Origin of the sequence: Kitasatospora sp. NPDC089509 (assembly GCF_044749365.1) — a bacterium.
GTDB lineage: Bacteria > Actinomycetota > Actinomycetes > Streptomycetales > Streptomycetaceae > Kitasatospora.
Map to the genome: position 1 here is coordinate 192,374 of NZ_JBIVHS010000006.1, position 12,586 is coordinate 204,959.

A 12,586-nucleotide genomic window follows, 5' to 3' on the forward strand; every position below is an offset into this window, starting at 1 on the left:
CGAGCCCCCGGACCAACCGGTCCGGGGGCTCGCGGGTGTGAGAGCTCGGGCACTCAGATGCTGTTGGCGATGCGCTCGTGGTCCCGTTCGCCCTCGCGGGTCTGGATACCGGCGGCGAGCAGCTTGTGGGCGAGCTCGGTGACCTCATCGCCGAACGCCGCGAACAGGCCCTCGTTCTCGACGGCGTACGCCGCACGCGGAATCGGCTGCGCGACCGCGTCGACCGCGGCCTTCGTTATGGAGATCACCTCCGGCCGGAGGCCGGCGATCCGTCGGGCGAGGGTGTCGACGAAGGAATCGAGTTCCGCGGCGGGCAGGGCACGGTTGATCAGGCCGTACCGTTCCGCGAGCTCCGCACCCACGAGTTCGGCGCCGAGGATGAGCTCCAGCGCGCGGGCCCTTCCCGCCAGGCGCGTCATGTTCACCGTGCCGCCGCCTCCGGGGAGGATCCCCATCAAAGACTCCGGCTGCCCCTGCCCCGACTTGCCGATCGCCGCGAATCGCATGTCCAGGTACATGAAGAACTCGTTGCCCGCGCCGCGCGCGAAGCCCGCCAGCTTGCCGATGGTGACCTGCGGCAGCGAGCGGACCTCCTCGCTCATCGCCTGGAGGATGTTCAGGCCTTCCGGGACCGTCGAGCCCGGCGCGGCCGCGATCGCAGCGCGAGTGGCCGCAGGCAGCGCGTCAGGGTCGGTGAGGTACGCCATGTCACCGTGCGCAATGAAGAACTCCGGGTCAGCGCTCTCGAAGACGATGACGCGGACGTCGGCGTCGTCCCGCACACGTGCGACGAATGCCCGGAGTGACGGCAGGAGGACCGCGTCCATCAGATTGAGCGGCGGGTGATCGATCGTCACCGTCGCGACCCCGTCCGAGACGTCGATCGTCAGGCCGGGAAGGTCTTCGTAGCTCATGAGGTGGCTCCGTATCGCGGTAGGCGACGGTCCGTGACCGGGCCGTCGGCTGGGGACAAGGTCGCGAATCTCAGCATCGCGGCTGACACTGAGTATCAGGTTAGAAACCTGTATCCAAAGAAGCAAACGAGTGTGTCGGAGTACACTCGTCCCCATGAGTGCAGCGCCAGTCGGTACCCGTGAGATCAGCCGCCACGCGGTACGAGCAGAGCTGGCCCGCGTCGCGTTCAACCGGTTCTGCCTCACTGGCTTCGACCAGGTCACCTTCGCCGACCTCTCGGAAGCCGCCGGAGTGTCGCGGAGCACCTTCCTGCGCTACTTCGGCACCAAGGAAGACGTGGTCCTGTTCGTCTTCGACCCTGTCGGTGGCGTCATCACCGACGCGCTCGATGCCGAGCCGGCCGACCAGGACGACTGGAGCAGGCTGCGCAACGCCCTGGAGGCAGCCGTGAGGTTCCTCGTGGGCGACGTTCAGGAACTCGTGACGATCCTCGGCCTCATCGAGCAGACCCCGGCCCTGTGCGCACGCCTCCGCGAGAAGCAGACTGAATGGCGACCGGAGATCGTCGCCCGCCTGCAGAAGACGACCTCCTCGACCGACGGATCATCGGTCATCGCCAACGTTCGCGTAGCGGCGGCGCTCGAAGTCCTGTGGATCGTCCTCGGGCAATGGAGTGCGAGCGACGGCCAAGAGGACCTCGGCGAACTGCTGGATGCTGCGTTCGCCGCCTTCTCGACCCCGGCATGCCGGCGGACGGACGCCCCGCTGTAAGGAGCTCGCCGTGGAGCTGTCGCTGGAGTCGGACCAGGCCAGGCAGGAGCTCGGCAGCCCATCGGCAGTCACTCCCTTGAGCCGCAACAGGTCATCTCGACCGTAGTGTGGCGGGGCCCTCGGATTCCACGAGGGCCCCGCCACACCCGCGCCGCCTCAGTGGGCGATCAGCTTGCGGACCGCGTCGCTGACCTCGGGCAACTCACCGGGGAGCGCCCACTGGTGCGCGTCGTGTTCGGTGAGGACGACCGGCTCGGTCTTCTCCACGGTGACGGCGAAGTTGAACTGGCGGGTGGTGCCGCCGCGGCTGTTCCGGTAGTCGAAGTGGCCGATGTAGCCGGTGACCTGGCCGATGGCCAGGCCGGTTTCCTCGGTGGTCTCCCTGTACAGGGCGTCCAGGATGGTCTCCCCGGCTTCGACCGTCCCGGAGGGGATCTCCCACAGCCCGCCCATGTAGTCGTCGGGATTGCGACGCACGAGCAGGACCCGGCCGTCATGGTTGATCACGGCGGCGGAGACGAGGCCGGTGATGCCGACGGCTTCGGCGTCGGCCGCCAGGCCGGCCACGAACTCGGGGGAGGTGACGGTCACAGCAGCTCCTCGTGATGGTCGCTGATCTTGATGGCCGCGCGAACGTACTGCTCGGCCACCTTCAGATCCTGCTCACGATGCCAGACCGGAAGCTTGATCGTGTGCGCGTGAGCCTGCTCCGCGACCGGGAAGTCCCCGATTGCGTAACGGCGGTGGGAGTGCGGGTGCCCCGGGAACAGCGGTCCGGGGTGCTGGTACAGCGGCAGCTGGTTCATCGGGCAGGTGGAGCCGGGCCGGTCGAACTCGGTGGCGCCCTCGGCGACCAGCGCCTGGTGGAACCGCTCGATCGGCAGGCCGCCGAGCTCCTCCGGCTTGTAGGTGAGCGTCAACCCGTACCAGGACGGGATCACCCCGTCGGGCATGGCGGTCACCTCCAGGCCGGGTATCCGGGCGAACTGCTCGGTGAGGTGGCGGGCGATCTCGGCCCGGCCGGCGAGGTAGCCGTCGAGGCGGGCGAGCTGGTCGTGGGCGACGGCTGCGGCAAGGGGGTGGATGCGGAGCTTGAGGCCGGCCCCGGTGACCGCGTACCGCGCGAGCGGATGGCCTTCCGGGATCTCGGTCCTGGCCCGCTTGTTGTAGTGCGCGAACGTGATGACCCGGTGGTAGGTGTCGTCGTCGTCCGTGAGGACGAACCCGCCCTCGCCGCCGGACAGCGGCTTGGGGCCGTTGAGGGAGAACGCCGAGGCGAGTCCGAACGTGCCGACCTTCTGCCCGCTGATGCTCGCGCCGTGGGCGTGCGAGCCGTCCTCCAGCACGAGAAGGTCGTGGGCGTTCGCCACGGCGACGATGTCCGCAATGTCGGCGGGCCTGCCCCACAGGTGGGTGACCATGATGGCCCGGGTGCGAGGGGTGATCAGCTCCTCGATCCGGTTCGGGGCGATGTTGCCGTCCGGCCCGGTCTCGCACAGCACGGGCACCGCGCGGAGGTGGAACAGCGGGGAGGCGGTGGCGTGGAAGGTCCAGGCCGGGACGACGACCTCGTCACCGGCCTTGATCCTCGCGGCCCAGTAGGTGGCGTGCAGAGCGGCGGTGCCGGAGCTGGTGGTGATTGCGTGCCGGACGCCGAAGTAGTCCTGCAGGCCGTCCTCCAGTTCGGCGACGATGCCGGACCGCCCGGGGATGGAGATCGACTCCTCCAGCTGGGCGGCGACCTTGGCGCGGGTGGTGTCGTCGATCGGCGGCCAGCTGAAGTGCGGGCCCGGGGCGGTCACTTCGGGCTTGCCCCCGAGCAGGGCGAGGGGGCTGGTCACAGCATCTCCTTCGGGTCGATGTAGCGCCCCGCTGCCTTGGACTGGTAGCAGGACGCGATGAAGGCGGCGTGCGCGAGGTGCTGGTCCGGGCCAGAAGTGTTGGGTCGCTCGCCGTCCAGGACCCGGCAGAAGTAGTCGATCTGCGCGGTCGCCGCCGAGGCGGGCGCGTGCGGGCGGGTCAGCTCCTCCACCACGGTGCCGTGCAGGTCGAGCCGCTGGACCTGGCACTTGGTCAGCAGCACCGAGCCGCGGGTGCCGACCACGTGCAGGCGCTCGGTCTTCGGGGCCATCCACCTGGACAGCAGTACCGAGCCGTACAGGTCGCTGTCGTAGCCGAGCTGGATGACGGCGGTGTCCTCGGCGTCGTATCCGGCGCCGGGGACGGCGGTGGTGGAGAACTCGGCGATGACTCGGCTGGGCAGGCCGAAGTACCACAGCAGCAGGTCGATGAGGTGGTAGCCCATGTCGATGATGCAGCCGCCGCCGGCCTGCCGGATGTCCCCGCGCCAGCCGGCGCCGGGGTCGTCGGTGTGGAAGGTGTACTGGCCGTCGATCAGGAACGGGGTGCCGATCTGGTCCAGCATCCCGGCGACGCTCGCGTGGATCGGGTTGAAGCGCCGCTGGAGGGTGACCATCAGCTCGACCTGCCCGGCCCGGCAGACCTGGGCGAGATCCCTGGCTTCCCACACGCTGGTGGCGAACGGCTTCTCCTTGAGGACGTGGACGCCCCGTGCGGCGCACTCCTGGACGATCTCCCGACCGGCGTGGTGCGGGACGGTGACGACCACGAAGTCCGGGGCTACGGCGTCCAGCAGCTCACCGGTGCGGGTGAATCCCGGGACCTGGAAGTGCTCCTGCCGCTGCCGCAGGGTGTCGGGGTTGCTGTCGCAGATCGCGACGAGCTCGGCCCTGCTGGAGGCGAGCAGGCCGGGCAGATGGTCCTCGATCGCCTGGTGGCCGAGGCCGATGACCGCAGCGCGTCGTTTCATGCGCGGACTCCTTCCGCTTCCTGAAGGAACTTGTCGGTGCACGACGAGTAGAGCCCAACTCGCGGTCACCAACCAGGCGTTGTCTGTAGTCCCGGGGTTGTCCCGCCATCGCTCGCAGTAGGCTCACGGTCACCGTCGATGATGGGATTGGCCCCGTGGACGACCAGATCCGGCATCCCCTCGCGTACGCCCGCGCGCTTCGCGGCTGGTCCCAGAGCGACCTCGCGGCCCGCATCCACCACGCCGCCAGGAACAGGCCCGAGGGCCTTCGCTCCGGCACCGACAAGGCCGCCGTCAGCAAGTGGGAGAACTGGCGCAAGACGCCCGGCATCGAGTCCCAGCTCTTGATCGCCGAAGCCTTCGACGTGCCGATCGCCGACCTAGAAGCCTTCGAGTGGCCCCACTGGCTGCCCGGCCAGGAACAGCCGGTGCCGCTCGGATCGGCGTTCACCGTCCTCGCCCTTCGAGATGCACAGAGAGCCGCAATGGACCATCGCCGCCGCACCTTCATGACCTTCAGCGCGCTGGCGCTGGCCGGGCTCTCCACCCAGTGGGCCGCCCTCGAACCCGACCGGCTCACCACCGCGCTGAACGGCAAGCACGTTGACGCGGAACTGGTCGACTGGCTTGAGGGCACCAGCGCCAAGCTGACCGCGCTGCCCACCGAACAGCGTCAGCACACCGCGAAGCTGATGGACGCCCAGCTGGACACGGTGACCGACCTGCTGGAACAAGGCCGCTACACCGAACCCGTCGGCCGACGGCTTCACCTGCTGGCCGCCTCCCTGGCCAGCACCTGCGGCTGGTACCGCTTCGACCAGGGCCACCATCACGCGGCGGGCAAGCTCTGGAACGCGGCCCTCACCAACGCGCACGCCGCCCGCGACCGTGACCTCGGCGCCGGCATCCTCTCCGACTTCGCCTACCAGTCGATCTGGCTCACCCAGCCCGGCGCCGCCGTCGAACCGCTCAGCCAGGCCCTCATCCACACCCGGCACCCCACCGCCCGGTCCCTGCTCCACCTCCGCCGGGCCCGCGCGCACGCCGCCCTTGGTGCCGCCTCCGACTGCCACCGGGACCTGGCCGCCGCCGAAGCCGCCCTGCTGACCGACAGTCCCGACCCGGCCCCCGGCTGGTGCCGGTGGATGAGCACGGCCGACCTGGCCGTCGACTCCGGCCAGTGCATGCTCGACCTTGGCTGCGCCGACGATGCCCACACCCGTATCGGCGAGGGCATGAGCCTGCTGCCGCGCTCCCGCGACAAGACCCGCGGCATCTTCCTGACCTACGAGGCCCGCAGCCTCCTTCAGGCCCGCGAGATCGAACACGCCCTCGCCGTTACGAACCAGTCACTCGACCTCGCGACCCGGATCGGCGCCGAACGGTGCGTCACCCTGGTACGCGAGCTCGCCCCGGCATTCAAGCCCTACCGACAGGTCGATGGCGTCGCCGACCTGATGGACCGCCTCAAAACGAGCTGACGGCACAGGTCCAAGCCGACGCCTTCGAACTCGACACGCTACTTGCCTGATGAAGGCAGGCGAGGTTGCAGAATCGAGTCCGGCCGGGCCACCACCGTTTGGGGCAGCGGGCGACGCGGCGAGCCACAGCGACACGTCCTGCCTAGGAAACGGCAAGTGCAATGACTCCGCCCGAGTACATGCCGAGGTCAGACTTCGCCGAACTCGCCGGCGACGGTCGCGGCGACGAAGGATCGCCAGGCGGCGATGGGAAAGAGGAGCACCGGCCCCTCAGGGTCCTTCGAGTCACGGACAGGCCTCACACCGGGAAGGCCTGGGGCTACCTCAACGCAGGTGCCGCCGTTGTCGCTATAGCTCGACTTCACCCAGCGCGCCACCTCGACGCAACTCCCGCCGTTGCCGCTATAGCTAGACCTGATCCATGTAGCGCCGGTCAGATCCAGATGCTCCGTACGACTCATGATCGAAGTCCCCTTCCAGGCTTCGCGAATCATGGCGAGGGCGCGGCATCGTCAGTGTCCGCCGAACTCGCCGGCGACGGTCGCGGCGATGAAGGACTGCCAGGCGTCGGCTGGGAAGACCAGCGCCGGGCCCGTCGCATCCTTCGAGTCACGGACCGGAACGACGCCGGGGAAGTCGGGCGAGACCTCCACGCAGGTCCCACCATTGCCGGAGTATGACGACTTGAACCAGGAAGCGCGGGACAGATCTGGGCGGATCATAGGTCAGAGTTCCTTTCAAGCCTTGCGGATCAGGTCTAGGGACGCGGCTCCGGGCAGCGCTTCCACCTGCAACCGATCGTAGGCCTTTTCCCACGCCTTGACCGTCCTGTCCTCCCGTACTACGTAACCGTGATCCGCCGATTCCGTATAACCGACCACAGAACGGTCAGCGAACGTCAGCAAAGTGACGACGGACCAGAACGGAGCATGCTCCGCCAAGCCGAACGGGGCGACCTGGAAGATCACATACGGCCTTGCCGTCATCTCAGCCAGGAAGTCAAGCTGAGCTCGCATCGTCTCGGCACCGCCCACCAGACGATGTAGAACACTCTCATCAATCACCACATGGATCACCGGTGGCTCAGCGCGCTTGTGCAGCCGCTGTCTCGTGACGAGGAACTTCACTCGCTCCTCCGCCTGGTCAGGCGTGCTGCTTCCTCGCTGCACTGCCGCCGCCTCGATCGCGGAGGCGTAAGCCTTCGTCTGGAAGAGCCCAGGAATGACGTTCGGCTCGAAGATCCTGATCTTCGCCGCACGCGCCTCCTGAGCAGCATGCTCGGGGAAGCCCTCCAAGAAGCCCTTCTTCCGCATCCCGACCCACATCAACTCCAGCGTCTGCCCCGTCCCGAGCGCCTTGTCGGCCGCCCTGGCGAAGTCCCTGCTGGTGGATTTGCGGCCGGTTTCCACCGCCGAGATGTAGCTGTCCGAGTACCCCATGAGGACGCCCAACTCCCCCTGGGTCCAGCCCAGGGCCTCGCGCGAGCTGCGGAGCAGCGCGCCGAAGGAGTGGCGCGGGGATGCCGTCGGGTCAAGTTCCTTGCGGTTCATGACTCACGCTCAATTCCACTTGCGGTGCAGACAAGTTGAACGATTCCCCAGCATAGCCCACAGTGGACACACCCGGTAGTCGTCCAGCTACAGAGAGGGATGTACGTTGAGCCGCCCCACCGCTCCCGAGACCTTGCAGCGCCTCCAGGTGGTCATCTACCTGGCGAAGCGCGACTCCGCCTTCCCTGAGCGCGAGTTGGCCCTCTGCGAGGCCTACGCCACCGCCTTCAACTGGGACATCTCCCTGATCGTCGTCGACGACGAGGCCGACGTCCGCGGGCCGGAGTACCGCCCCATGCTGCAGGCCGCCCTTCGCCAGATCACCGACCGGCAGGCCGGCGCGATCCTCGTCCCCACCAAGGCGACCATCTCCCCCATCGACGGCGAGTTCAACGAGTTCGCCGAGCGCGTGGAGAAGGCGTCCGGCTTCATCCAGGTGGCGACCCGGCGATGACGAACGACTCCTGCTCCCCGTACGCCATCGTCCCGGCCGATCCCCCTCCCGGCTTCACCTACCAGGCCTGGGTCGTCCGCGACCGCGACTCCGGCCACCTGGTCAAGGCCCTGCCGCCGGCCGACGAACCGCTCCGCTTCTACTCCTTCGCCCACGCCGAGGCCTGGATCCGCAAGAACGAGCCCCAGCCCGCGTTCGAGGTCCGCCTGATCGCCGCCCACAGCCCGCACTTCCTCCAGCTCGACTCCTGGGGCATCTGGAACCTCAACCACCACGAGTACCTCCGCGTCCCCGGCTCCTCGTACCGCATCCGGCGCTTCTACACCCACGCCGCCGCCGAGGCCTTCCGCCAGGACCTCACCCACCCCGCCGGCTGATCGCCGAACCGCTCAAGGCCCCGCGTGACATCACCCCCGGAGAACTCGCGACTCCGGGGGCATCTCCATGCAGCACCGGAGCCCGAGCCGGCCGTTCCACGGCCCAGGACGAGGCGCGGGCGGGGAGCCACACCCATGAGCAGTCGACTACCCTGCCATCGACAACGAATTCGAGCAGGTGGACGAGTGGATTCCCCACACCAGAGGGCCGATTCCTGGGACGACCGACTGGGTTGGTCCCACGGTCTGATCTCCGACCGTCGCGAAGAGCGGGAAGCAGCCATGGCCCACCTGACCAGGATGCAGGACCTGGTCCGGGCCGCGCTCGACGCGTACAACCACCTTCTCCGCCTGGGCCACCGCTCAGCCGGGCCACAGCTCGACGCCGCGACGGCGGAGGCGAACGACCTCTGGCGCGCCCGCCAGGCGCACTCCTTCCCCGACAGCCTGTGGGGGCGCCCAGCGGCCGCAGATCTGACGGACTGGCCGGGACTGCCCTACGCCCTGCTCTTCCTCGAATGGGAGGCGCGGTACCCGGAGGAGTGGACCCGGTGTGCCAAGTCCTGGGGGACGAAGCAACGACTGATCAGGGACCTGGCCGCCGCCCGCCTCGACGTGCGGACGCGGGCGAAGCTCGTCGAGCTCATCGGGATCGTCGTCGCACGGCCCTACCGCTGCAAGGACCGCGAGTTCGTCCGCCTCGCCCGGTCCGTCGACGGGGAGGACCTCCGGCGCGGGATCGCGGCCGCCGCGGCATCCGACAGTCCGTGGGCTCGGATCCATGCGGGCTACCTGGAGTGGATGCTCGACCATCCCGACACCCCGAACTCCCGCCGCGTCTGGCGCACTTGGCTCGCCTCGGATCGGGCCTAGCGGAACCGATCCGCGACGGCGCGCAACCTTTCGACGGTCTCAAGTCATCGATCAGTTGAATGATCGAACTGTAGGCCGAACGAAGGGGACCCGGTGCGGACTGCTCGCAGTGCAGCCGTCCTGTTGGCCGTGGGGGTCATGGCATCCCTCACCCTCACCACGGGGGACTCCTTCTCGGAGAGCAGACCGCACGCCGCCGCCCCCGACCCCACGGCCCCCGAAGCGGACCCGACACCCGCCCCGACACCAAGTCCCACCCCGACCCCCACCCCCACCTGGGACGGCCAGGTCAAGCTGATCGGCGACGGCTCGACCTCCTACACCGGCCCCCAGCCCAAGCAACCCACCCCCGAGAAGCTCAAACCCGGGGAGAAACCGCCCCAGTTCGTGGTCTTCTCCTGGGACGGCGGTCTGGAGGGCGACGACCACCTGTTCTCCCGCTTCCGCAAGTTGGGCGCGGAGAACAACGCCCAGATGACCTACTTCCTCTCCGGCCTCTACACCCTCCCCAAGGCCAAGCGCTCCCTCTACCACCCGCCCCAGCACGACCCGGGCGCCGCCTCGATCGACTACGCGACCGACCCCCACATCAGGGACACCCTGGAACAGCTGCGGCTGGCCTGGCTGGACGGCAACGAGATCGGCACCCACTTCAACGGCCACTTCTGCGGCAAGAAGGGCGGCGGCGACTGGAGCACGGACGAGTGGAAGAGCGAGCTCGACCAGGCCGTCTCCTTCGTCACCCACTGGAAGACCAACACCGGCTACAAGGACCTCCCGGCCCTCCCCTTCGACTACACCAAGGAGTTGGTCGGCGGCCGGGCCCCCTGCCTGGAGGGGCAGAAGAACCTGCTCCCGGCCGAGAAGGCGGCGGGCTTCCGCTACGACGCCAGTTCCCCGGGGGAGTTCCAGGTCTGGCCGGTCAAGACCAAGGAGGGCATCTGGAACTTCCCGCTCCAGATGGTGCCGTTCCCCGCCAGGTCGAGCCAGGGCCTGTCGATGGACTTCAACTTCCTGGCCGGCCAGTCCGGGAACAGCACCAAGGGCGACCCGAAGAAGTTCGACATGTGGGAGAAGGAGGCCCGGGAGAGCTACCTGGCCGGCTTCGAGCGGGTCTACAACGGCAGCCGGGCCCCGCTGTTCATCGGCAACCACTTCGAGGACTGGAACGGCGGCATCTACATGGACGCCGTCGAGGACGTGGTGAAGGACGTCTGCCACCGGGACGGCGTCCGCTGTGTGACGTTCCGTCAGGTCGCCGACTGGCTGGACGCCCAGGACCCGAAGGTCCTGGACAAGCTGCGCGCCCTCGACCCGGGCCAGCCCGCCGACTGGTCCCGCCTGGTGAAATGACCGCCGGCCCCCTGCCGTCCCCGGAAGCACGGGGGCAGGGGGCCGGCAACGCCCTCAGCCCAGCGGCTTGTGGACGACGGCCTTGGCGTGGCTGAACGTCTCGATCGAGTACTCGCCGTGGTAGCGGCCCATGCCGCTCTCGCCGACGCCGCCGAACGGCAGCTCGGGCATGGCCAGGTAGGAGACCGGCAGGCCGAAGGAGAGCGCGCCCGAGGAGGTCTCCTCGGTCAGCCGCCGCTTGGTCTCGTCCGACTCGGTGAAGGCGTACAGCGCGAGCGGCTTGTCCCGCTCGTTGATGAAGGCGATCGCGGCGTCCAGGTCGGGCACGGCGATGATCGGCAGGATCGGGCCGAAGATCTCCGCGCGCATCACCGGGGCGTCCGGGGAGACGTCGGCCAGGACGGTCGGGGCGAGGTAGCGCTGCGACCGGTCCTGTTCGCCGCCGGTGACGGTCCGGCCGTCGGCGAGCAGGGCGCTGAGGCGGTCGAAGTGACGCTCGTTGACGATCCGCCCGTACAGCGCACTGGCGGCCGGGTCCGGCCCGTACAACTCCGTGACCGCTGCGGCGAGTTCGGCCTCCAGTGCGGCGGCCGTGTCGCCGATGGCGAGCACGTAGTCCGGGGCGACGCAGGTCTGGCCGGCGTTCTGGAACTTGCCCCGGGCGATCCGCTGGGCGGTGGCGGCCAGGTCGGCGCCGGGTTCGACCACGACCGGGCTCTTGCCGCCGAGCTCCAGGGTGACCGGCGTGAGGTGCTGGGCGGCGGCGGTCATGACGATCCGCCCGACCGTGCCGTTGCCGGTGTAGAAGATGTGGTCGAAGCGCTGCTCCAGCAGCGCGGTGGTCTCGGGGACGGCGCCCTCGACGACCGCCACCGCCTCCTGGTCGAGGTACTCGGGCAGCAGGCGGGCGATCGCGGCGGAGGTCGCGGGGGCGAGCTCGCTGGGCTTGACCACGACCGCGTTGCCGGCGGCCAGCGCGCCGACCACCGGGGCCAGGGCGAGCTGGAGCGGGTAGTTCCACGGCGCGATGACCAGCACCACGCCGAGCGGGTCGCGCACCACGCTCGCCTCGGCGGGCCGGAACGCCTCCGGCACGGCGGCCGGCTTCGGGCTCAGCCACTGCTCCAGGTGCGTCACGGCGTGGTCGAGTTCGTTGATCGTGAAGCCGATCTCGCTGCGGTACGCCTCGGCCGGGCTCTTGCCGAGGTCCGCGTGCAGGGCCTGCTGGAGCGCCTCGGTCTGCTCGGTGAGCAGGGCGCGCAGGGCGGCCAGCTGGGCCCGGCGCCAGGCGAGCGGCTTGGTGCGGCCGGTGGCGAAGGTGGCGCGCAGGCGGGCGACGGTGTCCGCGACGGTCATCGTGGTGTCGGTCGGAGTCATGAGGTGGTGCAGTCCCTTCCGGATGACTTGAAGAGGTAGATGGTTCATATCCTCAAGCAATATGGACGCTAAACCTCAATGATTGAAGATGTCAAGCATCCCGCCTATGCTGGTGTCATGCCCGATACGTCCGAGTCGCCCGCCTCCCCCACCCCCGCCGATCTCATGGACCAGCTCGCCCGGGTGGCCGCGGCGTACTACCGTCGCTTCGCCGCGGCGGCCACCGTGCACGGGCTCACCCTGATGCAGGGCAAGATGCTCAGCCTGCTCCGCGGCCCCCGCCCCATGCGCACCCTCGCCGACCTGCTCGGCTGCGACGCCTCCAACGTCACCGGCATCGTGGACCGCCTGGAGGCCCGCGACCTGGTCCGCCGCGAGACCGACCCCGCCGACCGCCGGATCAAGAACGTGGTCCTCACCGAGGAGGGGGAACGGACCGTACGGCTGATCCGGAGCGAGCTGCTGTCCGACCCCACCACGCTGGAGCAGCTGGACGAGGACGACCGCCGCACCTTCGGGGCCCTGCTGGACCGGGTGTTCCCGGCCCCGACCGTCCCGACCGCGTAGGGCGCCACCCCGCCGCCTCCACGAACCCCTACCCGGCC

The 12,586-nt window shown here is 69.1% G+C and carries 15 protein-coding genes; 7 read left to right on the plus strand and 8 right to left on the minus strand.

The genetic code is table 11. The features are described from left to right. Positions 1–53 precede the first annotated feature (53 nt). Complete coding sequence (locus ACIP4P_RS15400) at positions 54–914, minus strand: enoyl-CoA hydratase/isomerase family protein (protein WP_400918202.1); 861 nt, start codon at positions 912–914, stop codon at positions 54–56. A gap of 154 nt (positions 915–1,068) precedes the next feature. Here ACIP4P_RS15400 and ACIP4P_RS15405 point away from each other — a divergent pair, with 154 nt between their 5' ends. Continuing rightward, positions 1,069–1,686 (plus strand): TetR family transcriptional regulator, encoded by a 618-nt coding sequence (locus ACIP4P_RS15405; protein WP_400918204.1) that lies wholly within the window; start codon positions 1,069–1,071, stop codon positions 1,684–1,686. Positions 1,687–1,842: 156 nt separating this feature from the next. Here ACIP4P_RS15405 and ACIP4P_RS15410 read toward each other — a convergent pair whose 3' ends face one another. From ACIP4P_RS15410 to ACIP4P_RS15420, 3 genes are read right to left on the minus strand one after another with little or no spacing between them, the layout of a single operon-like run. After that, on the minus strand, positions 1,843–2,277 hold the full coding sequence (locus tag ACIP4P_RS15410; protein WP_400918206.1) for an NUDIX hydrolase: 435 nt from the start codon (positions 2,275–2,277) through the stop codon (positions 1,843–1,845). Continuing rightward, positions 2,274–3,527, minus strand: coding sequence for a DegT/DnrJ/EryC1/StrS family aminotransferase (locus tag ACIP4P_RS15415; protein WP_400918208.1), 1,254 nt, complete (start codon positions 3,525–3,527; stop codon positions 2,274–2,276). The genes ACIP4P_RS15410 and ACIP4P_RS15415 overlap by 4 nt, the downstream gene beginning before the upstream one ends. Then, the gene (locus tag ACIP4P_RS15420; RefSeq protein WP_400918210.1) at positions 3,524–4,516 is read right to left on the minus strand and encodes a Gfo/Idh/MocA family protein; all 993 of its coding nucleotides are present in this window, start codon (positions 4,514–4,516) and stop codon (positions 3,524–3,526) included. The genes ACIP4P_RS15415 and ACIP4P_RS15420 overlap by 4 nt, the downstream gene beginning before the upstream one ends. Positions 4,517–4,671: 155 nt before the next feature. Between ACIP4P_RS15420 and ACIP4P_RS15425 the strand changes: the two genes are divergently transcribed. Further along, entirely contained in the window at positions 4,672–5,997 is a 1,326-nt protein-coding gene (locus ACIP4P_RS15425; RefSeq protein WP_400918212.1) for a helix-turn-helix transcriptional regulator, read from the plus strand. Between the two features lie 188 nt (positions 5,998–6,185). Here ACIP4P_RS15425 and ACIP4P_RS15430 read toward each other — a convergent pair whose 3' ends face one another. Genes ACIP4P_RS15430 through ACIP4P_RS15440 form a run of 3 tightly spaced genes read right to left on the minus strand, consistent with a single transcriptional unit; the run spans position 6,186 to position 7,547 of the window. Next, positions 6,186–6,458 (minus strand): DUF397 domain-containing protein, encoded by a 273-nt coding sequence (locus ACIP4P_RS15430; RefSeq protein WP_400918214.1) that lies wholly within the window; start codon positions 6,456–6,458, stop codon positions 6,186–6,188. A gap of 51 nt (positions 6,459–6,509) precedes the next feature. Further along, positions 6,510–6,719, minus strand: coding sequence for a DUF397 domain-containing protein (locus ACIP4P_RS15435; RefSeq protein WP_400918217.1), 210 nt, complete (start codon positions 6,717–6,719; stop codon positions 6,510–6,512). A gap of 15 nt (positions 6,720–6,734) precedes the next feature. After that, positions 6,735–7,547, minus strand: coding sequence for a helix-turn-helix domain-containing protein (locus tag ACIP4P_RS15440; RefSeq protein ID WP_400918220.1), 813 nt, complete (start codon positions 7,545–7,547; stop codon positions 6,735–6,737). A gap of 106 nt (positions 7,548–7,653) precedes the next feature. Here ACIP4P_RS15440 and ACIP4P_RS15445 point away from each other — a divergent pair, with 106 nt between their 5' ends. From ACIP4P_RS15445 to ACIP4P_RS15460, 4 genes are all read left to right on the plus strand, one after another. Then, positions 7,654–8,001: a hypothetical protein gene (locus tag ACIP4P_RS15445; RefSeq protein WP_350513120.1), complete on the plus strand. Its 348-nt coding sequence runs from the start codon at positions 7,654–7,656 to the stop codon at positions 7,999–8,001. Continuing rightward, positions 7,998–8,378, plus strand: a complete 381-nt coding sequence (locus tag ACIP4P_RS15450) for a hypothetical protein (RefSeq protein ID WP_400918223.1) — start codon at positions 7,998–8,000, stop codon at positions 8,376–8,378. Before ACIP4P_RS15445 ends, ACIP4P_RS15450 begins: the two co-directional genes overlap by 4 nt. Positions 8,379–8,660: 282 nt before the next feature. Then, positions 8,661–9,251, plus strand: a complete 591-nt coding sequence (locus ACIP4P_RS15455; protein ID WP_400918226.1) for a hypothetical protein — start codon at positions 8,661–8,663, stop codon at positions 9,249–9,251. A 138-nt stretch (positions 9,252–9,389) separates the two neighbouring features. Then, positions 9,390–10,604 carry a hypothetical protein gene (locus tag ACIP4P_RS15460; RefSeq protein WP_400918228.1) on the plus strand — a complete coding sequence of 405 codons (1,215 nt, stop codon included), beginning with the start codon at positions 9,390–9,392 and terminating at the stop codon, positions 10,602–10,604. A gap of 54 nt (positions 10,605–10,658) precedes the next feature. Here the strand turns inward: ACIP4P_RS15460 and ACIP4P_RS15465 are convergent, their stop codons facing one another. After that, positions 10,659–11,981 carry an aldehyde dehydrogenase family protein gene (locus ACIP4P_RS15465; protein ID WP_400918231.1) on the minus strand — a complete coding sequence of 441 codons (1,323 nt, stop codon included), beginning with the start codon at positions 11,979–11,981 and terminating at the stop codon, positions 10,659–10,661. A gap of 117 nt (positions 11,982–12,098) precedes the next feature. On the opposite strand from ACIP4P_RS15465, the gene ACIP4P_RS15470 reads away from it, so the two are divergent. Further along, positions 12,099–12,548, plus strand: a complete 450-nt coding sequence (locus ACIP4P_RS15470) for a MarR family winged helix-turn-helix transcriptional regulator (protein ID WP_400918233.1) — start codon at positions 12,099–12,101, stop codon at positions 12,546–12,548. Positions 12,549–12,586 lie beyond the last annotated feature (38 nt).

Bases quoted from the DNA above. Each gene is read 5' to 3' on its own strand.
- ACIP4P_RS15420 (WP_400918210.1), bottom strand. From the start codon at position 4,516: ATGAAACGACGCGCTGCGGTCATCGGCCTCGGCCACCAGGCGATCGAG.
- ACIP4P_RS15430 (WP_400918214.1), bottom strand. From the start codon at position 6,458: ATGAGTCGTACGGAGCATCTGGATCTGACCGGCGCTACATGGATCAGG.
- ACIP4P_RS15465 (WP_400918231.1), bottom strand. From the start codon at position 11,981: ATGACTCCGACCGACACCACGATGACCGTCGCGGACACCGTCGCCCGC.
- ACIP4P_RS15460 (WP_400918228.1), top strand. From the start codon at position 9,390: ATGGCATCCCTCACCCTCACCACGGGGGACTCCTTCTCGGAGAGCAGA.
- ACIP4P_RS15455 (WP_400918226.1), top strand. From the start codon at position 8,661: ATGGCCCACCTGACCAGGATGCAGGACCTGGTCCGGGCCGCGCTCGAC.
- ACIP4P_RS15440 (WP_400918220.1), bottom strand. From the start codon at position 7,547: ATGAACCGCAAGGAACTTGACCCGACGGCATCCCCGCGCCACTCCTTC.
- ACIP4P_RS15400 (WP_400918202.1), bottom strand. From the start codon at position 914: ATGAGCTACGAAGACCTTCCCGGCCTGACGATCGACGTCTCGGACGGG.
- ACIP4P_RS15450 (WP_400918223.1), top strand. From the start codon at position 7,998: ATGACGAACGACTCCTGCTCCCCGTACGCCATCGTCCCGGCCGATCCC.
- ACIP4P_RS15470 (WP_400918233.1), top strand. From the start codon at position 12,099: ATGCCCGATACGTCCGAGTCGCCCGCCTCCCCCACCCCCGCCGATCTC.
- ACIP4P_RS15435 (WP_400918217.1), bottom strand. From the start codon at position 6,719: ATGATCCGCCCAGATCTGTCCCGCGCTTCCTGGTTCAAGTCGTCATAC.
- ACIP4P_RS15405 (WP_400918204.1), top strand. From the start codon at position 1,069: ATGAGTGCAGCGCCAGTCGGTACCCGTGAGATCAGCCGCCACGCGGTA.